A 22,947-nucleotide genomic window follows, 5' to 3' on the forward strand; every position below is an offset into this window, starting at 1 on the left:
GACCGTCCCGTGGACCACGCCCCATCTGGAGCAAAACCCGCGCCAAGCTTCCCGTCCCGGCGCTGCGTGATCTGAACCATATTCGGTCGAGCCGGCCGTTCGGTTGCAGACAGGGTTGAGGAAATGTGACCGCCCTGGGGCGAAAGGGCCTAATAGGCCTGCGGATCGCGGAAGATAATGAGCGCCGTCCTGGCGAGGATCGCGATGTCGAGGCCCAGCGACCAGCTGTCGATATAGAGGTTGTCGGCGGAAATCCGGTCCCGCATGCCGCGGAGATCCTGAATCTCACCGCGCAGGCCGTTCACCTGAGCCAGACCGGTCAGGCCCGGCTTGACCCGGAAGCGGTCGGCGTAGGCGGGGATGCGCTCGCCGTAGAACTCATCGTGCGCCAGGGCGTGGGGGCGAGGCCCAACGATCGACATGTCACCCATCAGCACGTTCAGGAACTGTGGGAGTTCATCGAGGCTGAGCTTGCGGAGCAGGCCGCCGACCGCGGTGACGCGGGCGTCGTTCCGGGTGGCCTGGCGGACGTCACCGGCGTCCTCGGTCACGGTCATCGTGCGGAACTTGTAGATCGTGAAGATGCGTCCGTGATGGCCCGTCCGGCGCTGCCTGAATATCACCGGGCCCTTGGACTCCATTCGGACCGCCAGCGCGACGCAGCAGAGCAGCGGTAGGAAGAGGAAGAGGGCCAGGGCGGCGCCTACGATGTCGATCGTGCGTTTGCTCCAGCTGCGCGCGGCGTCATAGCCGAACGGCGTCGATGCAGCCCGGCCGGCCGGCTCTTCAGCCTGCACCACCGAGCCTATCGTCCCTTCGGCGATATCCGTCATCGAAACAGCCCCAATCTACGCAACTGACTGGACGCCCCCGCCACCAGTCCACCACTCGTTAATCGTCTTCTCCAACGAACTGTTCACGCTCATTGGTACATTTTACGACACAGCCCAAGAATTGGGCGTGCCGGAGTAGGATCATGCCGTCCGACGTGTCGATCGACCTCGTCGCACATAGCGCCGTCGAAGCCCGCGCGACCCGACGCCTGCCGGTGGGCATAGGCCTGACCATCGGCGCCTGCGCGTCTGTGGCCCTGTGGACCGTCATCGGCATCAGCCTGCGGGCGCTTCTGGCCTAACGTCGACGCCGAGGTCGCGGCGCGGGGAAATTCCCTCGCCGCTCCTATAGTTAGCCATATTTTACCTGCCCCAGCCCCTTCGGGTCAATCAACCGCGTTCGGCGAGCGATGACGCGCCGGCATCATTTGCCGTGGTCCGGTCTCGGCGCTAGGTGGGGGCGTTCGCGCCGTCGGGGCGCGCGGAGGCTGTTCGATCCCAGCGCCCGTCTATCCGGTGATCCTTTGCGGCGGCGCCGGCGAGCGCCTGTGGCCGGCGTCTCGCGCCGACCGTCCGAAGCCATTCCTGCGTCTGACCGGCGACCGGTCGCTTTTCCAGGCCGCAGCGCTGCGGGCGTCGCCGCTGGGCCCGCTTGTCGTGGTTGGCGGGGCGGCCCACGCGGATCTGATCGCGGATCAGCTCGCGGAGATCAGCGTCGCCGCGACCGTGCTCCTGGAGCCGGTGGGCCGGAACACCGCCGCAGCTGTCGCCGCGGCTGCTGGATGGGTCGCTGCGCGAGCCCCCGGGGCGGTGGCCGCGATCCTGGCGGCCGACCATCACATTCCCGATGCAGAAGCGTTTGGCTCGGCGGTGCGAGAGACGCTGGCGGCAGCCGAGGGCGGCGCGATCGTGACGATCGGGCTGCGGCCCACGTCGGCCTCCGAGGCTCTGGGCTACATCCGGCCGGGCGAAGGGGCGGGCCCGGTGAAGCCCATCCGGGCGTTTGAGGAGAAGCCGACCGCCGAGGTCGCGCTGGGTCTGATCGCGGCCGGCGCGCTCTGGAACAGCGGGACGTTCGTTGCGCGCGTCGCGACGCTGTCGGGCGAACTGCAACGCTGGGCCCCGGACGTGACGAACGCCGTCGCCGCGGCGCTGGCGGAGGCGGTCCAACGCGACGACGCGATCTGGCTGGGGCCCGCGTTCGCCCTCGCGCCGAAGATCGCCTTTGACCGCGCCGTGATGGAGCGAACGGATCGCGGAGCCGTCCTGCCCGCTGATTTCGTCTGGTCGGACCTGGGCGCCTGGGATGCGGTGATGGCGACGGGGGCGCCTGACGAGGCGGGCAATGTGTTGCAGGGGGCGGCCACGGCGCCGGGCTCGAGCCAGGTCCTGGTCCGCGCCGCGCCTGGCATGCGCGTGGCCGTGGTCGGCGCTACGCGGCTGACGGTGGTGGCGGAGCGGGACGCTGTTCTCGTGGCCGACCTGGACCATGCCCAGGCAGTCCGTGACCCGGGCGCAGCCGGCGGGCGCTTCACGACCCTCGACCAGGCGGCCGAAGAGCTGGACGCGTGGCTTCGTACGGCGGCGCTGCCGTTGTGGGGCACGGTAGGGACGGACGACAGCACGGGCGGATTCCGCGAAGGCCTGACCTTGATGGGGCAGCCGTTCGACCCCCGCCGCCGCGCGCGGGTGCAGGCGCGGCAAGCCTTTGTCTTTGCGAGCGCCGCGGCTGACGGATTGCCGGGGCCGTGGGCCGCCATCGCCCGGCGCGGTTTCGACTGGTTCGCCGCTCATGCGGGGCGCCCCGACCACCTGTTTGCGACGACGCTGGACATCATGGGTGCGCGCACCGCCCCCGAACCGCATCTGTACGAGCACGCGTTTGTTCTGCTGGCCCTGGCGGCGCTGGCGCGCGGCCGGGACGCCGCGGCTGTTCTGGCGGCCCTCGACGCCTTCCGGCATCCCCAAGGCGGCTATCGGGAGGCCGGCGAGAACCCCTTTCAGGCTAATGCTCACATGCATCTGCTGGAAGCGGCCATCGCCTGGGAGCGCGCCGACGGCGGCGCGGTCTGGAGCGCGCTGGCGGACGAACTGACCGAGCTGGCGCTCACCCGATTCATCGATCCGGCCTCGGGCGCTCTGAACGAGTTCTTCGATGCCGACTGGCGACCGCTGACGGGTGACGGGGGACTGATTGAGCCTGGGCATCAGTTCGAGTGGGCCTGGCTGTTGGCCCAGCGACCCACCGCGCGCCGGATGGGTGCGGCGCGACGGCTGTTTGAGGTGGGGCGTCGCGGCGTCGACCGTGGATTGGGCGTCGTGGTCAACGCCCTGCATCCCGACCTGGCCATTCGGGATCCGGCGGCGCGACTGTGGCCGCAGACCGAACACCTGAAGGCGGCTCTGGTCCTTGGCGACGAGGCCGCGGCGCTGGAGGCCGCCAACGCGGTGGCGATGTTCCTGGATACCCCGGTGCGCGGCGTGTGGCGCGAGCGCATGGCGGCGCATGGCGGGTTCATCGACCAGCCCGCCCCGGCCACGTCGCTGTATCACCTCTATCTGGCGATCCGCGAACTGACGCGGTTCGCGGGCGAACCGTGCTAGAGGCCCGGCGAATGGTGCAGAACCCTTTCACACAGACGCCCGCGAAGATCGCGGTGATCGGCCTTGGCTATGTCGGCCTGCCTCTCGCCGTGGCGTTCGCCGCCCAGCACGATGTGGTCGGCTTCGATCTCAGCGCCGCGCGGGTGGCGGAGCTGTCGCGTGGCGAAGACCGGACGCTGGAAGTCTCGGCCGAGGCGCTGCGGGCGGCGGGTCGGCTGTCGTTCAGCGACGATCCGGCGGCGCTCAACGGCTGCAACGTCTTCGTCGTCACTGTCCCCACGCCGATCGACGATCACAAGCGGCCCGACCTGTCGGCGCTGATGGCCGCCAGCCGATCGGTGGGGGCCGCGATCGGGCGTGGCGGCGTAGTGATCTACGAGTCCACCGTCTATCCGGGCGCCACCGAGGATGACTGCGTGCCGGTGGTGGCGCAGGTCTCGGGCCTGACGTTCAATCGCGACTTCTTTGCCGGCTACAGCCCCGAGCGGGCGAACCCGGGCGATGCGAACCACCGGCTGGCCGACATCGTCAAGGTGACGGCGGGCTCGACGCCTGAGGCGGCCGACTTTGTCGATGCCCTCTACGCCTCGGTCGTGCGCGCCGGGACGCACCGGGCGAGCTCGATCAAGGTGGCTGAGGCCGCCAAGGTGATTGAGAACACCCAGCGCGACCTGAATATCGCCCTGATCAATGAGTTCGCGCTGATATTCCGCCGGTTGGGCGTCGACACCGAAGAGGTGCTGGCCGCGGCGGCGACAAAGTGGAACTTCCTCAACTTCCGGCCGGGTCTGGTCGGCGGTCACTGCATCGGCGTCGACCCCTACTACCTGACCCACAAGGCCGAGTCCGTGGGGTATCGGCCCGAGGTGATCCTCGCGGGTCGGCGGATCAATGACGGCATGGGCGGCTACGTCGCGCGCGAGCTGGTCAAGGAAATGATCCGTCGCGGCGTGTTGGTGAAGGGCGCCCGCGTGCTGGTGATGGGCCTCGCGTTCAAGGAGAACACGCCTGACCTGCGCAACACCCGCGTGATCGACATCCTGCGCGAGCTCGAGGACTACGGCGCGGCCGTGGACGTCTGGGATCCCTGGATCCCCGCCTCCGAGGCCGAGCACGAGTACGGCCTGTCCCTGATCACCGCCCCGGCCGCAGGCGCCTATGACGGTGTCGTGCTGGCGGTCGCGCACCGAGAGTTCCAGGCGCTGGGGCCAGAAGCGATCCGAGGGTTCGGCAAGCCCGGTGCGGTCGTGTTCGACGTGAAGTCGGCCCTGCCGAAGGGCGCGTCTGACCTGCGGCTCTAGGTGGATTGCCTGGATTTGCGGCGTATCGCCTAATTTGAGGGCGCCCGACGTCCGCGCCGAGGTTTCGCAAAACCGTCACTGGAGCCGCCGGGCGGGGCGGGCCATACAGGTCTTGCCCTTCGGGGCGTTTCCTCCCTTTGACTTGGCCGCGCCCGAAGGCGCGGCTTTCTTTTTGGGCTCCGCGCAAGCGAAAAGGCCGCGGGGGCGAACCCCGCGGCCTTCGCCGTTTCGATGCGGCTGATCAGAACGTGTAGGCGATCTTGCCGTAGTAGTAGCCCCCGTTGATCCCGAAGGACGAGAACGTCGGGTACTGGGTGACAAATCCGTTGGCGTTCCCCCTCAGGAAGGTGTCGCGATACAGCGGGTTCAGCTTGTCGGGATACTTGTTGAACAGGTTGTTGGCGCCGATCGTGATCTTCACCGGCTCGAGAACGCGGTAGCTGATCTCCAGGTCGGTGATGAACGTGGCGTCGATCTTGTTCTTGAAGCACGTCGGCAGGGTCGTGCCGGTGGTCAGCGGGCAGCCGGTGCGGCTGTCGTACCGCGAGGCGGGTCCGTACAGGGTCTCCTTCAGGTTCACCGAGAGCTTGTCCCAGGTCCAAAGGGCGCCCAGCACGAAGCGGTAGTCGGGCGACGTCGTCTCGAGGTTGCCGATCGCGGTCAGGTCGAACAGCGAGGCGCCGGCCAGTTGGGCGGGCGGCTTCGCGATCTTGGTGACCTTGGTGTCTGTCAGGTTGCCGGTCAGCGACCATTGGATCGAGCCCATGTCGGCCAGGTCGGTCATCGTCGTCACCACCAGCTCGGCGCCGCGGGTGCGGGTGTTGAGGCCGTTGGTGAAGATGTTGATGCCGGTCTGGGTCACCGTGGGGTCCAGCACGTTGCCGTTGGCGATGATCGCCGCCCGCACCGCCGGGATGTTGATGTCGCCGCCCGAGCCGAACAGCGAGCCCGAGCCCACGATCCGGTCCTTGATGTTGATCTGGTAGATGTCGAGCGTGGCGGTGATGCCGTAGCCGGGATGCGCGACGAAGCCGACGCTGAAGTTGCGCGACTTTTCGGGATCCAGCCCGTTGACCCCCACCAGCGCCGCGGCGGCCGAATTGGGCGGCAGCTGCACGAACGCCGAAGTCGGCGAGACGTTGGTGGCCGAGTAGTAGCTTTCAGCCAGCGTCGGCGCCCGGAAGCCGGTGCTGGCCGTGCCCCGGATCGCGATCATCTCATTGAAGTCGTAGCGGCCGGTCCCCTTGACGATGAAGGTGTCCCCGAAGTCGCTGAAGTGCTCGTAGCGGGCCGCCAGGTCCAGTTTCAACGGTTCGGACGGCGACAGCGCCACGTTGCCGTAGACGGCGTAGCTGCGGCGGTCGTGCTTGCCGGCGTCGGTGAACTGGAAGCCCGGATACGACTGCGAGCCTTCCTTGTAGCGCGAGGCCGGGTCGCCGGGCTTGATCTCATACTCTTCCCGCCGGTACTCGGCCCCGAACGCGACGTTCATGGGGGCGGCCATGCCCACGTCGTACTCTTTCGAGACGTCGATCTGGCTGGTCCACTGACTGAAGATGAAGGCTCCGTTGTAGAAGTCGGTCGGCGAGAAGCCCGGAGTCGTGGCCGTGGACGTGTCGATGTAGAGCGACCGGTTGAACGAGTCCTTCACGTAGACCGAGACGTTGTCCTTGCCGTAGGTCGTGGCGATGTCGACGTTCCAGCCATCCTCGGTCTTGGTCTTGAGGCCGAAAGTGGCGGCGTAGTCCGTCTCGTTGATCACTTCGCGCGGGCTGAAGCCGAACGGACGCGGGATCGAGCCGTCGCGTCCGATGATCAGGCTGGGCACACGGTAGTTCTGGTAGCCCGAGGCGTATTTGTCGCCATAGGTGCCGAAGCTGTAGACCTCGACCTCGCCGAGGGTGATGCCAAAGTTGTAGCTGCCGATGTTCAGCCGGTATTCGGCGTCGCCGGCGATCCGGTTCATGTACGGGAAGTCGGGGTGGTTCACGAGTTGGGGATAGCGTGACAGCCGCGACGTCGAGGTGATGTTGAACGGCGTGTTCGTCACCCGCGGATCGACGTCGCCCCGGAAGCTGTAGTCGTGGTAGCGCGTCTGGTAGCTCAGGTTCAGGTAAGAGTTCTCGAACGGCGCGAAGCCCACGTTGAGGGTCAGGTCGGCCGTCTCGCCGCCGCCCGACATGTACTTGCCTGCACTGGCCGTTGCGCCGCCACCCTCGGGATCGTCCTTCAGGATGATGTTGATGACGCCGGCGATGGCGTCAGAGCCGTACTGCGCCGCCGCGCCTTCCTGCAGCACTTCGATATGGCTGACCGCGCCCAGGCTGATGAAGTTCAGGTCCGCGGCCGCGCCGCCCTGGAACGGGCCGCCCAGGACCGCGAGGTTGGCCGTGCCGTGACGTCGCTTGCCGTTGATCAGCACCAGGGCGTGGTTGGGCGACAGGCCCCGCAGCTTGGCCGAAAGGGTGAGGTTCGCCGTGTCTCCGCCGAACGCCTGGGCGTTGAACGAGGGCACGTTCTGGGCGATGGCCTGGATCAGGTCGGTCTGGCCGACACGGGACAGGGCCGTTGAATCCAGAACCGTGATGGGCGCCGGGCTGTCCACCGCGCGCAGCCCAGTCGTGCGGGTGCCGGTGACGATGATGCCCTCCAGCTCGCCCGAGTCCGCTGCCGCATCGCCGTCCGCCGCCTGCGCGCCGCCCGCCATGGCGATGCTCAGGATGAGCGCGCTCGCGCCCAGAAACTTCTTGTTCAAGATGGACCCCTCGTTTTCCGATGTTGGGCCCTTCGCGACGTCTCCCCCCGAGAACTCAGTCAGGAGCGCGCCGCCTCATGTGAGGTGTCAACACATCCAAGTGATCGGGCGGTCTCGTGCTTTCCAATTGATCATATCTGGGGCCAACGAGATCGAAATCGAGGCATGGATACTGTGTTGCGTGGAGTTGAGAAATTCTCGCGTCCTGCGAATTCTCAGGATTGTCAATTCGACACTGATGTCAATTGTTGAATTGTTGCGCAGCGGGCGCCGCTTCCGGCCGCAGGGTCCGCGACTTGGCGACGATCGTGGCGGGCCCGCTTGTCACGCCGCCCAACCCTCATCCGACTGAATGCGTCCGCCGCATGGCGGGGGCGTCAGTGTTCGGAGCGGGTCATGGGTCTTAGTCGTCGCGGGTTCCTCCAGCGCATCGGGATGACCGGAGGCTATGCCGCAACTTATTCCGCAATGGTCAGCCTGGGCCTGATGGCGGTTCCGGCCAGGGCGGGGCCGCTGGCGATGCCGGCCAACCTGGGCGCCGGCAAGAGCGTGGTGGTCCTGGGCGCCGGCATCGCCGGACTGACGGCGGCCTACGAACTGGAGCGCTCGGGTTTCAACGTCACCGTGCTGGAGGCGCGGGCTCGGGTAGGCGGCCGCAACTGGACGCTCCGTTCGGGCGATAAGGTCGAGATGGTGGGCGAGGCCACGCAGACGGTGGCTTTCTCGGATCGTCTCTACATGAACGCCGGCCCGGCCCGCATTCCGAGCCATCACACCGGCCTGCTGGGCTATTGCGATCGACTGGGCGTCCCGCTGGAAGTGGAGATCAACTCCAGCCGCAGCGCCTATTTCTGGTCGGCGGGCTCAAACGGCGGACGGCCGATCCAGATGCGCCAGGGGGTGAACGACACCCGCGGCTATATCTCCGAGCTGTTGGCCAAGGCGCTGAACAAAGGGGCGCTGGACCACGACCTGACAGCGGAGGACCGTGAGCGACTGCTGCCGTTCCTGCGCGCCTACGGCGACCTGGACGAGAACATGGCGTTCAGGGGCACCGAACGCTCCGGCTTCGCGCAGCTGCCGGGGGCGGCCGACCAGTTCGGGAAGGGCCGCGATCCCCTGCCGCTGAAGGAGCTGCTGGCCAACGACCAACTGCGCGCCACGCTGTTCGAGGACCAGCTCTACATGCAGGCGACCATGTTCCAGCCGACGGGCGGCATGGACCGGATCGCGGCCGGCTTCCAGCGCGCGATCAAGAGCCCGCTGATCCTCAACGCCGAGGTCCTGCAGATCCGCCAGGGGGCGGCGGGAGTCGAGGTGGCCTGGCGCGACCGGGCTACGGGGGCCAGCCAGGCGACCCGCGCCGACTTCGCCATCGTCACGATCCCGCTGAACATCCTCGCCAAGGTCGACACCAACTTCGACAAGCCGGTGAAGAGGGCGATCGCGTCCGTGCCTTACGACTACTCCAACAAGATCGGCTTCGACGCGCCGCGCTTCTGGGAGAAGCAGCAGATCTACGGCGGCATCTCGTTCGTAGGCGGGGATACGAGCCTGGTCTGGTACCCGTCGAACGACCTGCACACGGCGCGCGGCATGCTGCTGGCCTGTTACGGCTCGGGACCGAACGCCAAGGGCTTTGCGGCGCGGCCGTTGGAGGAACAGGTCGCGATCGCCCGCAGCGTGGTGGGGCGCCTGCATCCCGGGCATGAGGGCGAACTGACCAGTCCCGCCGTCGTGAACTGGAGCAAGATCCCGTTCAACCTGGGGCCCTGGCCCGCGTGGGAAGGGCAGGGCGGCCAGGAGGGCCATCTGGACCAGCCTGCCTACAGATTGCTCAACGAGCCGCACGGACGGGTCTATTTCTCAGGCGCCCACCTGTCGCAGATGCCCGGCTGGCAGGAAGGCGCCGTGCTCTCGGCGCATCGTACCCTAGGCCAGATCGCGTCGCGCGTGTCACAGTCGGTGGCGGAACGCCGCGGTGCGCGGCCGGCGGCCTGAGACGATTTCATCGAGGGGATAATCGAATGCGTAACCTGCTGCTCCCGGCCGCCCTGGTCGCCTTTGCGTTCGCCGCCGGCTCGGCCAGCGCCGAGAACACCCACATCAATCCCAGCAACGGCTTCATCTCCTCGGCCGTGAAGGTGCCGGCCGGGTCGGAGATGCTCTACGTCAGCGGCATCACCCCCGAGGCGGTGCCGGGCGCGCCCGCGGATCGCTCGTTCGGCGACACCAAGACCCAGACCGACAGCGTGCTGAAGCGGATCGGCGCGATCCTCACGGCCCAGGGCTATGGCTGGGAAGACGTGGTCATGATGCGTGTGCTGCTGGTGGGCGACCCCACCAAGGGTGGCGGCATGGACTTCGCCGGGATGATGGAGGGCTACAACGCCGTCTATGGCAGCCTGAAGAAGAAGCCCGCGCGGATCACCTCGCAGGTGGCCGGCCTCGTCCGCCCCGGCATGATGGTCGAGATCGAGGTCCAGGCGGCCAAGAAGCCCTAACTGGCCACAACCGTTGGCTTGAGCCTCGCCCGGAGTCGCGCGAGCTTGCGATGCATGGATCGTCGCAAGTTGCTGGCGCTGGGCGCCGCGGGTTTCGTGGGCGCGGCCGCCGCGCCGGGGTTCGGCTGGACGCAGGAGCTCTCGCCCCTGCCGAATCCCCCTGCGCCCATCGGACGCGAGGAGCGGGCGGCGCGGATCGCCAAGGCCCAGAAGCTGATGCGCGAGCTCGGCTTCGGCGCCCTGCTGGTCGAGCCGGGCTCGAGCCTGATCTACTTCACCGGCGTGCGCTGGAGCCGCAGCGAGCGGCTGACCTGCGCCCTGATCCCGGCCGACGGAGAGGTGTGCATCGTCACCCCCTTCTTCGAAGAGCCGTCGGTGCGTGAGAGCCTGGGCATCGCGGCCCAGGTCCGCACCTGGCAGGAGCACGAAGACCCGACGGCGCTGGTCGCGGGCTGGCTGAAGGAGAGGAAGCTGGGCTCGGCGGTCGTGGGGATCGAGGAGACCAACCGCTATTTCATCGTCGATGGCCTGAAAAAGAACCTGCCGAGCGCCGTCCTGAAGAACGGGGCCCCGGTGGTCCGCGGCTGCCGGATGATCAAGACCGCGCCCGAGATCGCGCTGATGCAGCGGGCCAGCGACATCACGATGGCCGCCTATCGCCACACGATCCCGAAGATCGAGGCCGGCATGACCCCGCGCGACATCGGGGCGATCATGAACCGCGCCACGGCGGCGCTCGGCGGCGAGCCCGAGTTCGCGCTGGTCCTCCTGGGCGAAGCGTCGGCCTATCCGCACGGCTCGGGCAAGCCGCAGGTGGTGAAGCCGGGCGAGGTGGTGCTGATGGATTGCGGCTGCACATTCCGCGGCTATCAGTCGGACATCTCACGCACCTTCGTGTTCGGCGAGGCGACGGTCAGACAGCGGAAGGTGTGGAACGAGGTAAAGCGGGGGCAGGAGATCGCCTTCGAGGCGGCGAGGCTGGGCGTGTCCGCCGGGAGCGTCGACGACGCGGCGCGGAACTACTACGTCGGCCTTGGCTACGGGCCCGACTACAAGCTGCCGGGCCTGTCGCATCGCACAGGCCATGGCATCGGCATGGATGGCCACGAGCCGGTGAACCTGGTCCGCGGCGAGACCACCAAGCTGGCCCCCGGCATGTGTTTCTCGGACGAGCCCGGCATCTACATTCCCGGAGAGTTCGGCGTGCGCCTGGAGGACTGCTTCCACATGACGGAGCAGGGGCCGAAGTGGTTCTCGCAGCCGTCGGCGTCGCTCGAGAAGCCGGTCTAGGCGCGCAGCACCAGGAAAAGGTAGCCGTACGTTTCCGGACAGTGCGGCGGACGTCCATCCCCTCACGGATCTCGGCAAGGACGGCGTGGGCGATCGGATCGCCGGCCATGCGGGTGCCGGCGACCTCCAGGCGCTCAGCCAGCGGGCCGTAGTAGTGTGTCCACCAGGCTGCGTCAGTCAGCACGAAGTCGCCAACAAGGTCGTAACCGTGCACCGAGGCCCGGTCGCCGGGGCCCTCGCGCGGCATTTCGTTGTGGACCGCAAAGAACGCCGCACTTGCGCCGGATCCGAGAAGTCCATGCTCAGACCCTGTAGTACTCCCGGTACCACTCGACGAAGTGCGCGACGCCGGTCTCGATCGACGTGGAGGGGGCGTAGTCGAGGACAGCGCGGGTCTCGGCGGTGTCGGCCTCGGTGGCGGTGACGTCGCCTGGCTGCATCGGCAGGAAGTTGATCTGCGCCTTCTTCTGAAGCTTTTGCTCCAGCACCTCGATGTAGCGCATCAGTTCCTCGCGGCGTCCGGCGCCGAGGTTGAGCACGCGCCACGGAGCTGCGCTGGTGGCCGGGTCCGGGTTCTTCGCGTCCCAGCCGGAATTGGTCTCAGGCGGGCGGTCCAGGGCTGCGACCAGGCCGTCGACGATGTCGTCCACGTAGGTGAAGTCGCGCTGCATCCTGCCCTGGCCGTACACGTCGATCGGCTGGCCCTTGAGGATGGCGTCGGTGAACTTGAACAGGGCCATGTCGGGCCGGCCCCAAGGTCCGTAGACGGTAAAGAAGCGGAAGCCCGTGGCCGGGATGCCGAAAAGATGGGCGTAGGCGTGGGCCATGCTCTCGTTGGCCGCCTTGGTGGCGGCGTAGAGCGTGATCGGGTGGGTGGCCGCGTCGTGGACGCTGAACGGCATGTTGGCGTGGTTGCCGTAGATCGAGCTGGTGGAGGCATAGAGCAGGTGCCGGGGGGGATAGGCGCGGCAGCCTTCCAGGACGTTGAGGAAGCCCACGACGTTGGAGTCGACGTAGGTGTCGGGATTTTCGAGGCTGTAACGCACCCCCGCCTGGGCGGCGAGGTTGACCACGTGACTGGGCTTCGTCTCGGCGAAGACGGCGGGCATGCGCTCGCGGTCGGCCAGGTCGAGCTGCAGGTGGCGGTAGCCGGGGTAGCCCTGCAGGATCGTGAGCCGCGCGGCCTTCAGCCTGGGGTCGTAGTAGGAATTGAGGCTGTCGACGCCCACGACCTCATCGCCACGCTCCAGGAGCCTGCGGCTGAGGTGGAAGCCGATGAAGCCGGCCGAGCCGGTGACCAGAATCGCCAAGACGTCGCCTCAGAGCTGCGGGTGCGCAGAGGTGGGCCTAGCGGCGTCCGGGTTGCAAGGGCCTTAAGGTCAGCGCGTTCCGTAGCGCAGGTCGCGCAGCCGCGACACGCGGGTGGCGGCTTCGGCGGCGACCGCGGCCTTGCGGGCCTCGATCACGTCGCGCGCCCGCACCTGGGCCAGCAATGGGAAGGTCGCCGACAGGGTCGCGACCAGCAGGCCCATGCGACCTTCGCGCCAGCCGCCCCGCAGGACGAAGCCCATCAGGAACACGCCCGCGCCCGCGGCCAGGCTCTGAATGGCCCAGGGCTGGCGTTTGCGGTCGGCGATATCCTCGGCGGCGATGGCGGCGAGGCGATTCAGGCGCTCGACCAGCCCGCCGGTGTCACGGCCCAGGATGCGGCGGACCGCGCCCTTCAGCGCGCCGCCCGAGCGGCCCGCCAGGATAGAGGGGGCGTTGAGGCGGCGAGCCTGCCAGCTCTTCAGGCCGCGCTTGTAGAGGCGGATCTCGCGGCGCGCGCTGAGCTGACCGGCCCAACCGTCACGGACCAGGGTTTCGCCCACGTAGTTGTCGATGGGCAGGTCGTAGTGGTCGCCGTCCTGGCGCATCTGCAGGACTGCGCGAATCTCCCAGGCCAGGTGAGCGTCGACCAGTTCGTCGGGCTCGATCTCCAGGATCCAGTCGCCGGTGCAGGCCGCGGCGCCCGCCGCCTTCCGCTGGCTTTCCAGGGGGAAGATGCCGTCGATCACGACGCAGCCGTTGCGGCGTGCAATCTCCTGCGAGCGATCGGTGCAGCGGTCGGCGACCACCACGACCTCATCGCAAAACGACAGCTTGCGAAGGCAGTCGGACAACTGCGTGTCCTGGTTCTGCACGCAAACCAATGCCGATAGTTTGACCACTGCGGACCCCGTCCCCGAACCCATCACTGGATAAGACGCCGCCCGCGCGTTCCGCCCCCCAAGCGCGGCTTTAGGATTTTGTTCAGAAAGTGGCGCCGAGTCGCACGCCGAACGTGCGTGGCCGCTGCGGCGTGGCCTGCCGGACGCCGTTGTTGCCGCTGAAGCTGAACGGGTTACCGTAGGCAAAGGTGTCGGCGTCGTAGTCGAAGGGGTTCGAGACGAAGGCCGTGATCCGCCAATGGTCGGTGGAGATCTCGGCCGCCAGCTTGGAGCGCAGGTAGTTGTCGGTGCGGGCGGCCGAGGCGGCGTCGAAACTGATGCGCGAGCGGCCCACGTAGCTGGCCTCGCCGACGAGCCGCAGCGAGAACCGATCGTTCAGCGCCCGTTCGTAAACGGCCAAGATGCCGCCCGAGGTGTCGGGCACGCCCGGCAGATCGTCCGAGACCCGGTTCGCGAAGTCAGGATTTGGGTTGCGAACGGACGAATTCGACACGAGGCCGTTGACCGCCACGGTCAAACCCCACGACCACTCGTAGCTGAGTTCCCCCTCCAGCCCCAGGATGCGGGCGTCGCCGACGTTTGCCGTGAAGGGCAGGCCAGAGGCCCGGTACTGGTCGGTCTGCACATTGGACCAGTCGCTGTAATAGGCGGCCGCGCGGACGGCTAGGCGGCCCTCCATTCGTCGCAATTTCACACCGGTCTCGAAGTTCCGCAGGCGATCGGGCGCGAACACGGCGCGTTCGGCCCGGATCGGGAAGAACCCCGACGAGTTGAAGCCGCCGGGTCGGTATCCCTCGCTGATGAGGCCGTAGACCAGGTCCCCATTGTCGAATTCACGCTGAACCGACAGTTTCGGCGAGAAGCCGTCGAAGCTGTCCTTGCGATCAAAGGCGCGAGGTCCGAGCAGGGCGACCACCACGGCGGTCGTGTGCACGTTCGTCGCGAACAGCCGTCCGCCGGCCGTCGCACTCCAGCCGCCCCCCAGATCGTAGGTGGCCTCGCCGTAGAGCGCATACTCGCTCAGGCGATCCTTGCGGTCCTCGGTATAGGCGGCGGCGACGCCCACGCCCGATCCGACAGAGGTCAGAGCGTCCAGCCGCGAGGGCGCCCGCTCGACGGTGCGCGCGGCATTGACACCGGCCAGCCAGCTGAACCGTCCATCGCCCGAAGAGCGAACCACGAGATCCTGGGCCAGGATGTTGGCCCGCGTCGTCTCCACATAGGCGCCGAGAGCGCCCAGCGAAGCCGGTGTCAGTGCGCGCAGGCCCGCGGTCGCGTCGAACTGGCTCGAGAAGACGTGGTGCACATAGTTGCTCGACGAGGTGACGCTGCCCCAGGCGAATTCGCCGTGAGCCGTAACGCCGGCGTAGGAGAAGTCGTTGTTGTGAGTTTCGCGGATCTCGCTGCGGCGCGCGGTTGGGGCGCCCGGCGTGCTCATGGCCGAGGTGACGTACTGGGTGTCGTCCGAGCGCAGGTGCTGGGTCGCGGCATGGGCGTCCAGTCGCCAGCTGTCGTTGAACCGGACGCGCAGGGCGATACGCCCGCCGTCGCGGCGCGTCTGATCCACGTTGGGCACCCGCAGGTTCACATCGTCGAGGTAGCCGCCCTGGACCTCCTCGTAGGCCACCAGACGCAACCCGACATGATCCTTGATCAGGGGGATGCTCAGGTAACCGTCCAGCTCGTGGCTCTCCTCGCCGCCTTCGGTGTGGGCGATGGTGGCGGAGCCGCCGAACTCGAAGTCTTTCAGGTCGGGCTTGGTGGTGACGATGCGATACACGCCCGCGACCGCGCCCGAGCCGTAGAGTGCGCCCTGGGGCCCCCGGACCACCTCGATGCGGTCGATATCGACGAGGCGAAGATCGGGGTCGGGCGCGTTGTAGTTGACCGGGGCGTCGTCGAGGTAGGTGCCGACGGTCGAGCGGGTGCGGCCGGTGAAGGCGCCGTCCGACAGGCCCCGGATCAGGAGTTTGTCGCGGCCGGGCCCCAGATTGGTGGTCAGCACGCCGGCCAGCTGGCCGACGGTCTGGCCGACGTCGTTGGCGCGGGTGGCGCTGATCTGATCGCGCGAAATCGCGCTGACGCCCGCGGGCAGCCGTTCCAGGGCCACGGGACGCTTCGTGGCGGTGACGACCACCTCGGCCACGATGGAGGGCGGGCGGCTGGGATCTCGCTGGGGCAGGGCCTGGGGCGGCGGCGCGGCCGGCGAAATGCGCACCGTGCGGGCGTCGACAATCCGGTAGCGGCACGGCGCGCCCTCCAGCAGTTGCTCCAGCGCCTGCTCCAGGGTGTAGCGGCCGGTGAGGGCGGCCCGGCCTCCCGTCCCGCAGCTTGCGGTGCCCAGGACCGAGACGTTGGCCTGCAGCCCGAGGTCGATCAGGGCGTCGGCGTAGGACCGTGGCGGTATGGTGAAGCGATAGCGCGCGTCGGCGGCCTCAACGCGCCCCGCTCCGCAAGCGAGGGCCACGCCGCCCAGTAACGCCGATAGAGGCAGACTTCGCCTCGGTATTGTTCCACGCCCTTGTCAGCGGTCGGACGCAACATCGCGCCGCAGAACCACGCCCGCGTCGGAACGTACCGCTCTTATGGGAACCAGCAAGGCCAGGCGTTGGATTACGGACGCCTGATCGTCGATGATCAGCACGCCGGAGATGGGTGTGCGGGCCAGAGCGGCGTCTTCGATGCGGATCGGCGTCGCAAACTGCTGGTTGAGATCGGCGACGACCTCGCTCAGCGGCTGTTCGCGATAGACCATGCGGCCCTGACGCCAGCCCAGGACCTCTTCGGCCGTCGCCGGGGCGATCTGGGCGATCGTTGCGCCTTCCTGATGGTCCAGGCGCTGACCCGGGTGCAGGCGGTAGGCGCGGCCTGCAGCGCCCGCGGCAGGTCGCACCTCGACGGCGCCGCGTGCGACGGTGACCGACAGCTTGCCTTCGAGGCGGCGGACGTCGAACTGGGTGCCAACAACCCGAACCGTGCGGTCTCCGACCGCGATCGTGAACGGCCGGTCGGGCGCATGGGCCACGTCGAACACAGCCTGGCCCTGGTCGAGGCTTACCCTGCGCATGTCGCGGTCGAGGGTGACGGAGAGTCGGGTGCCGCCATTCAGGTCGATGGTCGAGCCGTCCGCCAGCTGCACGGTGCGCCGCTCACCCTTGGCGGTGACGTAAGTCTGAGTGTCGGCCGTCACGAGCTGCGGAGCGATGACGACGGCGAGCGCAGCGGCGGCGGCCATCGCGCCGACACCCATCACGGCGCGACGACCGTAGGCCGGCGGCGGCGAGCGTCGTGCGCCAAGCTCTAGTGTGACCGCATCTCCGGCGGCGGCGTACGCCTGGGAGACCGACATGGCCGCGTCGAAGGCGAGCGCATTCTCCGGCCCGGCTGAGAGCCAGCCATCGAAGGCCACGGCCTCGGCGTCGGTCAGATCGCCGGCTTCGAGACGCACGACCCATGCGGCGGCGTCTTCACGCCGCGCATCGTCGCCATTTCGCCAAGCCTGGACCATCAGCCCTTCCGCCAACCCCGCGACGCGGGCCCCGTTGCCTCGTAAGACGTCACCGACGGCGCTCGCCCCCACCTTGCTCGATACAATTTCTGGTAGATCAACGGCCCAGCCTCGCGGTCAGGGCCTTCAAGGCCGCGGATATGTGCTTCTCCACCGACTTTACCGAGATCCCCATGACGCGGGCGGTGTCCGCGTGACTGCGGCCCTCCAGCTTGTGCAATCGGAAGGCGCGCTGCATCTGCGGCGGCAGCTCGGCGACCGCTTCAACCAGCTGGCGCAGGCGTTGGCGAGAGGCGGCCACGTCGTCGGCGGGCGCCTGGTCGGCCACGTCGTCGCCGCCGATCGTGTCGTGGGCTATCACGCGCCAGGCGGTCTCGCGGGCCACCGAGCGGGCGTCGCCACGGGCGCGATCCAGCATGACGTTCGTGGCGATCCGGTAGATCAGGGCGACCGGGTTCTCGGCGGTCACCGAAGGGTCGCGGGTGGCGAGCTTGACGTAGAGCTCCTGGGCCAGGTCCTCGGCCACGGTGATGGACCCAGTGCGCACGGCGAAGAAGCGGACCAGATTCGTCCGGCGCTCGAGGTAGATCTCCAGCAGCGGATCGGTGGGGCGCTTGGCGCTGAAGTCAGCCACGATGCTCATGACCACAGCCGCCCGGAGGGGCTGAGCGACGGCATGGGGCGCGGTTGATCCATAGGTCCGTGGCGCGGCGGCTGAAGGTCCAGCCCCAGACATGCCCCATTCCGCGCCCGCCGCCAACGGCGCGCCGCGTCGCGGGGTGGGGGGTGAGCGGGATCGGCGGCGTCTTGATGACGACGACACGAGGATTGCGGCGCGCGGCGCCGGCCCTGGGGCGTGTCGTTCAGGCGTGCGGGTCGCGGGGGAGCGGCCCGCACGTCCCCTTCTTCGGGCCCTGATTCGCGGAAGACGAACCGACAGCGCCTCCGGCGGTGGGGCGCCGCTGGGTCACGCCGCTATTTCCACAGGCGAATTCGGCCGATCACGTCGAGTCGACCGGCGGAGAGTTGGCCTGCGGTATGCAGACCAACAATCAGTCAGTATGACGTTTGCTCTCGGCAAGAGAGCGGGCGGGCCAGCCTGTTGTGCCAAAATGGGGTTCGAGGAGTCGTCTTTCATGAGCCTTAAGACCGTGCCGGGACTCGAACCCGCGCCGACCAAACACGCCAAGCTCGTACAGTGGGTGCGTGAGATCGCGGAGATGACGCAACCCGACCGGGTGGTCTGGTGCGATGGGTCCGAAGAAGAGTGGACCCGCCTGACGGGCGAACTGGTGGCCGGCGGCACCCTGAAACCCCTGAACCCGGCGAAGCGTCCGAACTCCTTCTATGCGGCGTCCGATCCGCGTGACGTGGCGCGCGTCGAAAGCCGCACGTTCATCTGCTCGGAAAAGGCCGAAGACGCCGGCCCAACCAACAACTGGCTCGACCCGAACGAGATGCGCGCCGACCTGAAGGACCTCTTCAAGGGCGTGATGCGCGGCCGCACCATGTATGTGGTGCCGTTCTGCATGGGCCCCCTGGGCTCGAAGATCAGCCAGATCGGCGTCGAGATCACCGACAGCGCCTACGTGGCCGTGTCGATGAAGATCATGACCCGCATGGGCAAGGGCGCCCTGGACATGCTGGGCGAGGACGGCTTTTTCGTGCCGGCGGTCCATACGGTGGGCATGCCGCTGGTGGACGGCGTCAAGGACGTCGCCTGGCCGTGCAACGAGATCAAGTACATCGTCCACTTCCCCGAGAGCCGCGAGATCTGGTCGTACGGCTCGGGCTACGGCGGCAACGCTCTGCTGGGCAAGAAGTGCTTTGCGCTGCGCATCGCCTCGGTCATGGCCCGCGACGAGGGCTGGTTCGCCGAGCACATGCTGATCCTGAAGCTGACGTCTCCGGAAGGCGCGGCCAAGTACATCGCCGCCGCGTTCCCCAGCGCCTGTGGCAAGACCAACATGGCGATGCTGCAGCCCACGCTGCCCGGCTGGAAGGCCGAGACGATCGGCGATGATATCTGCTGGATGCGTTTCGGCGACGACGGCCGCCTTTACGCGATCAACCCGGAAGCGGGCTTCTTCGGCGTCGCCCCGGGCACCGGCGAGGTGACCAACAAGAACGCGGTCGACGCGCTCTGGGGCAATTCGATCTTCACCAACGTGGCCCTGACCGATGATGGCGACGTCTGGTGGGAAGGCCTGACCGAAGAACCGCCGGCGCACCTGATCGACTGGAAGGGCCGCGACTGGACCCCCGACAGCGCCGAGCCGGCCGCGCATCCGAACGCGCGCTTCACGGTCCCGGCCTCGCAATGCCCGGTGGCCGCGCCGGAGTGGGAGGATCCGGCGGGCGTGCCGATCTCGGCCATTCTGTTCGGTGGTCGCCGCGCCTCGGCGGTGCCGCTGGTGACCGAAGCCAATGACTGGCAGCACGGTGTGTTCATGGCCTCGAACGTCGCCTCGGAAGGCACCGCCGCGGCCGAGAACGCCATTGGCGAGCTGCGCCGTGACCCGTTCGCGATGTTGCCCTTCTGCGGCTACAACATGGGCGACTACTTCGGCCACTGGCTGAAGATGGGCGAGACCCACGACGCCTCGAAGCTGCCGCAGATCTACTTCGTGAACTGGTTCCGCAAGGACGAGCGCGGCAAGTTCGTGTGGCCGGGCTACGGCGAGAACAGCCGCGTGCTGAAGTGGATCGCTGAGCGCCTGGACGGCAAGGCCGATGCCGTCGACACGCCCATCGGCCGGGTGCCGACCAAGGCCAGCCTGGACCTGTCGGGCCTGAGCCTCACGGACACCCAGCTGAATCTGCTGCTCAGCGTCGATCCGGCGATCTGGGCCAAGGAAGCGGCCCTGATCCCCGAGTTCTACGAACGCTTTGGCGAAGCCACCCCCAAGGCGCTCTGGGACGAGTATGAGGCCCTGGTCGCCCGCCTGCAGACAGCGGCCAATGACGCCGAGGGCGAGCGGATCGTGGCGGCCGAGTAAGCCACCCCTTCCGGTCCCGAAATCGAGAAGGCCGCGGGTTCGCCCGCGGCCTTTGTCGTTTCGGCGGGGCCTAGCTGCCGGTTCCTGCGATCACGCGGAGGCTGGGCTGGCCGGCCGGCTTCTCGCCGCGGACCTGGGCGACAAGCTCGAACAGGGCGCGGCGGACGTCCTCGGACGGGCCGTCGCGGGCGATGCGGGCGAGGTCTTCCAGGTGGCCGGGCGTAACCCGCACGGCCGAGTTGGAAATCACTTCCAGGACCTTGGGCGCCGCCGGCAGCGAGGTTTCGGTCTCGTCCAGCAGGGCCTCAGTCAACTTTTCGCCGGGGCGAAGACCGGTGATCTCGATCTCGATGTCGCGGCGACCGCTAAGCGCGATCATCTGGCGGGCGAGCTCCAGGATGCTGACCGGTTCGCCCATCTCCAGCAGGAACAGCCGCGAGTCGTGGCGATCGTCCTCATGGCAGGCCGCCGTGGCGTGGAGCACCAACTGGGCCGCCTCGGGGATGGTCATGAAGAAGCGGGTCATCTCGGGGTGGGTGACCGTGACGGGCCCGCCACGCTCGATCTGCGACTTGAAGATCGGCACCACCGAGCCCGACGACCCCAGCACGTTTCCGAACCGCACGGCCGAGAAGCGGGTGTCGCTATTGCTGGTGGCCTGCTGAGCGTGGATCACCGCCTCGGCGAGGCGCTTGGTGGCGCCCATGACGTTTGTGGGATCGACGGCCTTATCCGTGGAGATCAGCACCATCTGCCCCGCGCCGGCGGCCTTGGCGGCCTCGGTGACGTTCCAGGTGCCGACGACGTTGGTCAGCAGGCCCTCGCGGGGATGGCGCTCGACCATAGAGACGTGCTTCAGGGCCGCGGCGTGGAAAACCAGGTCGGGGCGCTCTTCCTGGAAGATGGCGACCGTCCGGGCGGCGTGACGCACGTCACACAGCACGGCCTTGACCGGCATGTGCGGGAAGGTCTCCCGCATCTCGCGTTCGATCTCGAACAGCGCCGTCTCGGAGAAGTCGAGGACGGTGAGGTGCGCGCACCCGAAGTTGGCGACCTGGCGGCACAGTTCCGAGCCGATCGATCCGCCGGCGCCTGTGATCAGAACGCGCTTGCCGGCCAGCAGGTGGCTCACGGCCATGCGGTCGAGTTCGATGGGTTCGCGCGCCAGTAACTCCTCGATGTTGATGTCGCGCATCGGCAGGAGGGTCAGGCCGTCGTGCTGCGAAAGCTCGACGATCGAGGGCAGGCGCAGCAGGCGGATGCCGTCGTTCTTGAGGCGGCCCAGCTGGTCGGCGGTGAGGCCCTTCAGCTTGCCGGGCTCCTCCAGGAACAGGATGGCGCGCGGATAGCGGTTCCAGCGACGCAGGTCGGCCAGGGCCTCGTCCAGGCGGTCGATGGCCTCGAGGATGCAGACGCCGCGCACCTGAGCGCCGACATCGCGACGGTCGGTGCCGATGATGCCGACGGCGTTGTACATCCGGTCGGGATTGCGGGCGGCGTCGCGGAGATAGGTATCGGCCAGAGACGGCGGGCCGATCAGCAGGAGGTGAGGGGCCTGGGTCAGGCGGTCCGCAATGGGCTTGAGCGGCGAGAAGCTCTCGAGCGCGTGCTCGTGCAGGGCGCGACGCAGGATCCGAACGCCCATCGAGATGACCATCTGGAACAGCGGCGCCATCACCAGGGTGGAGCGCGGCAGGCCCTCGGCGCGGTCCAGGACGAAGACGAACAACAGGAACACGCCCACGGTGAGCAGGGCGATCCGCGCCAGGACCAGAGCGTCAGGGATCGAGACATAACGCCAGGGCGAGAGCTCGCTGCGGAAGGCGATGCAGAAGGCCGCGGCGATAGCGGCGTACAGGGCGGCGAACTGGAAGAAGCTGAGCGCGCCCGCCTCGCCGAACCCGAGTTCAGGCTGAGTGGGGGCGACGAAGAAGGCGATGGCGAACGCCAATGCGGCCAGGAGGGCGTCGAAGACGACGGTCTGGGCCCGGACAGCCATCCGCTCCATGCGCCGCACTCCACTCACGTATCGATTCCTAACCATAGGCGCCGACCGCGACGCCGCTAGCGAAACTTGGGGCCGGCGGGCATTTTCCGCGGACCAAGCGCCCGAAATAGAACGGAAATGGGCGCTGAACGAGCGCCGGAAAGTAGGAACTGACGCCCGGCGGCGCAAACGGAAAAGCCGCCGCGGTGACGCGGCGGCCTTCCTAGCCCCCGAAGGGCTAACGGTCGGTGTGTTACCAGACGAACTTGATGCCGCCGACGACACGGCCTTCCGAGATGGCGCCGAACTTGTCCTTGGCGGTGTCCCAGTAGCGCAGGTCGAGGCTGATGTTGTCGGTGAGGGCGTAGCCGAGGCCGGCGTTCCACGTAGTGTAGCCGGGGCCCACCTCGATGTCCTGGCGGCCGAGGGCGCCCGAGACGCTGACCTTGGTATCCGGGATCGTGACCGCGGCGTTGATCTCGTAGTACCAGGCATCGCCGGTGTCGCCGAAGAACTCGGGCGAGTAGAACACCGCGGCGCCCAGGGTGGCCGGACCGGCCGGCACCGAAGCGGCGAGCTTGGCTTCCACGTAGTCTTGGTTCGAACCCTTCGGGCTGTCGACGTAGCCGTAGTAGATCACGCCCAGGTCGAAGGTGACCGGCCCGGCGGTCGGCTTGATGCCGGCGTACAGGTCGTACTCGGCGTCGGTGCCATTGCTGAAATCGACGTTAGAGACCCAGACACCGGCGTAGCCGATGCCCATGGTGGCGTCGATGCCGCCGAAGACCGACGGGTCTTCATCCGTCTGGCTGATGCCGCGGAAGACGTAGTCCGTGTTCGCGCCGATGTTGAACGAGAAGGACGGACCGGAGTCGTCCTGAGCATAGGCGGCGCCGGCGAAGCAGAGCGAAGCGGCCGTGGCCGCCAGCGCGAGTTTAAGCGTTCTCATTTTTGGT

16 protein-coding genes are annotated in these 22,947 nt (G+C 67.8%); 7 read left to right on the forward strand and 9 right to left on the reverse strand.

Features of this window, described 5'->3' with window-relative positions; all coding sequences use genetic code 11:
* Positions 1–149 precede the first annotated feature (149 nt).
* Positions 150–833 (reverse strand): exopolysaccharide biosynthesis polyprenyl glycosylphosphotransferase, encoded by a 684-nt coding sequence (locus EPN98_RS03400; protein WP_293360332.1) that lies wholly within the window; start codon positions 831–833, stop codon positions 150–152.
* A gap of 143 nt (positions 834–976) precedes the next feature.
* Between EPN98_RS03400 and EPN98_RS03405 the strand changes: the two genes are divergently transcribed.
* The 3 genes from EPN98_RS03405 (at position 977) to EPN98_RS03415 (ending at position 4,738) form a co-directional block, all read left to right on the forward strand.
* Positions 977–1,135, forward strand: coding sequence for a hypothetical protein (locus tag EPN98_RS03405; protein WP_293360334.1), 159 nt, complete (start codon positions 977–979; stop codon positions 1,133–1,135).
* 214 nt (positions 1,136–1,349) lie between these two features.
* Positions 1,350–3,437: an AGE family epimerase/isomerase gene (locus tag EPN98_RS03410; RefSeq protein ID WP_293360337.1), complete on the forward strand. Its 2,088-nt coding sequence runs from the start codon at positions 1,350–1,352 to the stop codon at positions 3,435–3,437.
* 11 nt (positions 3,438–3,448) lie between these two features.
* The gene (locus EPN98_RS03415; RefSeq protein ID WP_293360340.1) at positions 3,449–4,738 is read left to right on the forward strand and encodes a nucleotide sugar dehydrogenase; all 1,290 of its coding nucleotides are present in this window, start codon (positions 3,449–3,451) and stop codon (positions 4,736–4,738) included.
* A gap of 241 nt (positions 4,739–4,979) precedes the next feature.
* On the opposite strand, the gene EPN98_RS03420 is transcribed toward EPN98_RS03415, so the two are convergent.
* Positions 4,980–7,493, reverse strand: a complete 2,514-nt coding sequence (locus EPN98_RS03420; RefSeq protein WP_293360343.1) for a TonB-dependent receptor — start codon at positions 7,491–7,493, stop codon at positions 4,980–4,982.
* Between the two features lie 396 nt (positions 7,494–7,889).
* Between EPN98_RS03420 and EPN98_RS03425 the strand changes: the two genes are divergently transcribed.
* Genes EPN98_RS03425 through EPN98_RS03435 form a run of 3 tightly spaced genes read left to right on the forward strand, consistent with a single transcriptional unit; the run spans position 7,890 to position 11,287 of the window.
* On the forward strand, positions 7,890–9,494 hold the full coding sequence (locus EPN98_RS03425; RefSeq protein WP_293360346.1) for an FAD-dependent oxidoreductase: 1,605 nt from the start codon (positions 7,890–7,892) through the stop codon (positions 9,492–9,494).
* 26 nt (positions 9,495–9,520) lie between these two features.
* Positions 9,521–9,997: a RidA family protein gene (locus EPN98_RS03430; protein WP_293360349.1), complete on the forward strand. Its 477-nt coding sequence runs from the start codon at positions 9,521–9,523 to the stop codon at positions 9,995–9,997.
* 54 nt (positions 9,998–10,051) lie between these two features.
* Positions 10,052–11,287: a Xaa-Pro peptidase family protein gene (locus EPN98_RS03435; RefSeq protein ID WP_293360352.1), complete on the forward strand. Its 1,236-nt coding sequence runs from the start codon at positions 10,052–10,054 to the stop codon at positions 11,285–11,287.
* Positions 11,288–11,589: 302 nt separating this feature from the next.
* Here EPN98_RS03435 and EPN98_RS03440 read toward each other — a convergent pair whose 3' ends face one another.
* From EPN98_RS03440 to EPN98_RS03460, 5 genes are all read right to left on the reverse strand, one after another.
* Positions 11,590–12,597, reverse strand: coding sequence for an NAD-dependent epimerase (locus EPN98_RS03440; protein ID WP_293360354.1), 1,008 nt, complete (start codon positions 12,595–12,597; stop codon positions 11,590–11,592).
* A 69-nt stretch (positions 12,598–12,666) separates the two neighbouring features.
* Positions 12,667–13,449, reverse strand: coding sequence for a glycosyltransferase family 2 protein (locus EPN98_RS03445; RefSeq protein WP_293360357.1), 783 nt, complete (start codon positions 13,447–13,449; stop codon positions 12,667–12,669).
* Between the two features lie 130 nt (positions 13,450–13,579).
* Positions 13,580–15,964, reverse strand: coding sequence for a TonB-dependent receptor (locus EPN98_RS03450; protein WP_293360360.1), 2,385 nt, complete (start codon positions 15,962–15,964; stop codon positions 13,580–13,582).
* 57 nt (positions 15,965–16,021) lie between these two features.
* On the reverse strand, positions 16,022–17,005 hold the full coding sequence (locus EPN98_RS03455) for a FecR domain-containing protein (RefSeq protein WP_293360363.1): 984 nt from the start codon (positions 17,003–17,005) through the stop codon (positions 16,022–16,024).
* A gap of 97 nt (positions 17,006–17,102) precedes the next feature.
* Complete coding sequence (locus tag EPN98_RS03460) at positions 17,103–17,648, reverse strand: RNA polymerase sigma factor (protein ID WP_293360366.1); 546 nt, start codon at positions 17,646–17,648, stop codon at positions 17,103–17,105.
* A gap of 493 nt (positions 17,649–18,141) precedes the next feature.
* Here EPN98_RS03460 and EPN98_RS03465 point away from each other — a divergent pair, with 493 nt between their 5' ends.
* Positions 18,142–20,004 (forward strand): phosphoenolpyruvate carboxykinase (GTP), encoded by a 1,863-nt coding sequence (locus EPN98_RS03465; RefSeq protein ID WP_293360368.1) that lies wholly within the window; start codon positions 18,142–18,144, stop codon positions 20,002–20,004.
* 70 nt (positions 20,005–20,074) lie between these two features.
* On the opposite strand, the gene EPN98_RS03470 is transcribed toward EPN98_RS03465, so the two are convergent.
* Together EPN98_RS03470 and EPN98_RS03475 are read right to left on the reverse strand one after the other, a co-directional pair.
* On the reverse strand, positions 20,075–22,012 hold the full coding sequence (locus tag EPN98_RS03470) for a nucleoside-diphosphate sugar epimerase/dehydratase (RefSeq protein ID WP_293360371.1): 1,938 nt from the start codon (positions 22,010–22,012) through the stop codon (positions 20,075–20,077).
* A 232-nt stretch (positions 22,013–22,244) separates the two neighbouring features.
* The gene (locus EPN98_RS03475) at positions 22,245–22,940 is read right to left on the reverse strand and encodes a TorF family putative porin (RefSeq protein ID WP_293360373.1); all 696 of its coding nucleotides are present in this window, start codon (positions 22,938–22,940) and stop codon (positions 22,245–22,247) included.
* Between the last annotated feature and the right edge of the window lie 7 nt (positions 22,941–22,947).

The organism is Phenylobacterium sp. (assembly GCF_004299445.1).
Taxonomy (GTDB): domain Bacteria; phylum Pseudomonadota; class Alphaproteobacteria; order Caulobacterales; family Caulobacteraceae; genus Phenylobacterium.

What these genes read in the sequence shown, in the direction of transcription:
- EPN98_RS03400 (WP_293360332.1), bottom strand. Translation starts at nt 833, where the DNA reads ATGACGGATATCGCCGAAGGGACGATAGGCTCGGTGGTGCAGGCTGAA.
- EPN98_RS03405 (WP_293360334.1), top strand. Translation starts at nt 977, where the DNA reads ATGCCGTCCGACGTGTCGATCGACCTCGTCGCACATAGCGCCGTCGAA.
- EPN98_RS03415 (WP_293360340.1), top strand. Translation starts at nt 3,449, where the DNA reads ATGGTGCAGAACCCTTTCACACAGACGCCCGCGAAGATCGCGGTGATC.
- EPN98_RS03425 (WP_293360346.1), top strand. Translation starts at nt 7,890, where the DNA reads ATGGGTCTTAGTCGTCGCGGGTTCCTCCAGCGCATCGGGATGACCGGA.
- EPN98_RS03430 (WP_293360349.1), top strand. Translation starts at nt 9,521, where the DNA reads ATGCGTAACCTGCTGCTCCCGGCCGCCCTGGTCGCCTTTGCGTTCGCC.
- EPN98_RS03435 (WP_293360352.1), top strand. Translation starts at nt 10,052, where the DNA reads ATGGATCGTCGCAAGTTGCTGGCGCTGGGCGCCGCGGGTTTCGTGGGC.
- EPN98_RS03455 (WP_293360363.1), bottom strand. Translation starts at nt 17,005, where the DNA reads ATGGTCCAGGCTTGGCGAAATGGCGACGATGCGCGGCGTGAAGACGCC.
- EPN98_RS03460 (WP_293360366.1), bottom strand. Translation starts at nt 17,648, where the DNA reads ATGAGCATCGTGGCTGACTTCAGCGCCAAGCGCCCCACCGATCCGCTG.
- EPN98_RS03465 (WP_293360368.1), top strand. Translation starts at nt 18,142, where the DNA reads ATGAGCCTTAAGACCGTGCCGGGACTCGAACCCGCGCCGACCAAACAC.
- EPN98_RS03470 (WP_293360371.1), bottom strand. Translation starts at nt 22,012, where the DNA reads ATGGAGCGGATGGCTGTCCGGGCCCAGACCGTCGTCTTCGACGCCCTC.
- EPN98_RS03475 (WP_293360373.1), bottom strand. Translation starts at nt 22,940, where the DNA reads ATGAGAACGCTTAAACTCGCGCTGGCGGCCACGGCCGCTTCGCTCTGC.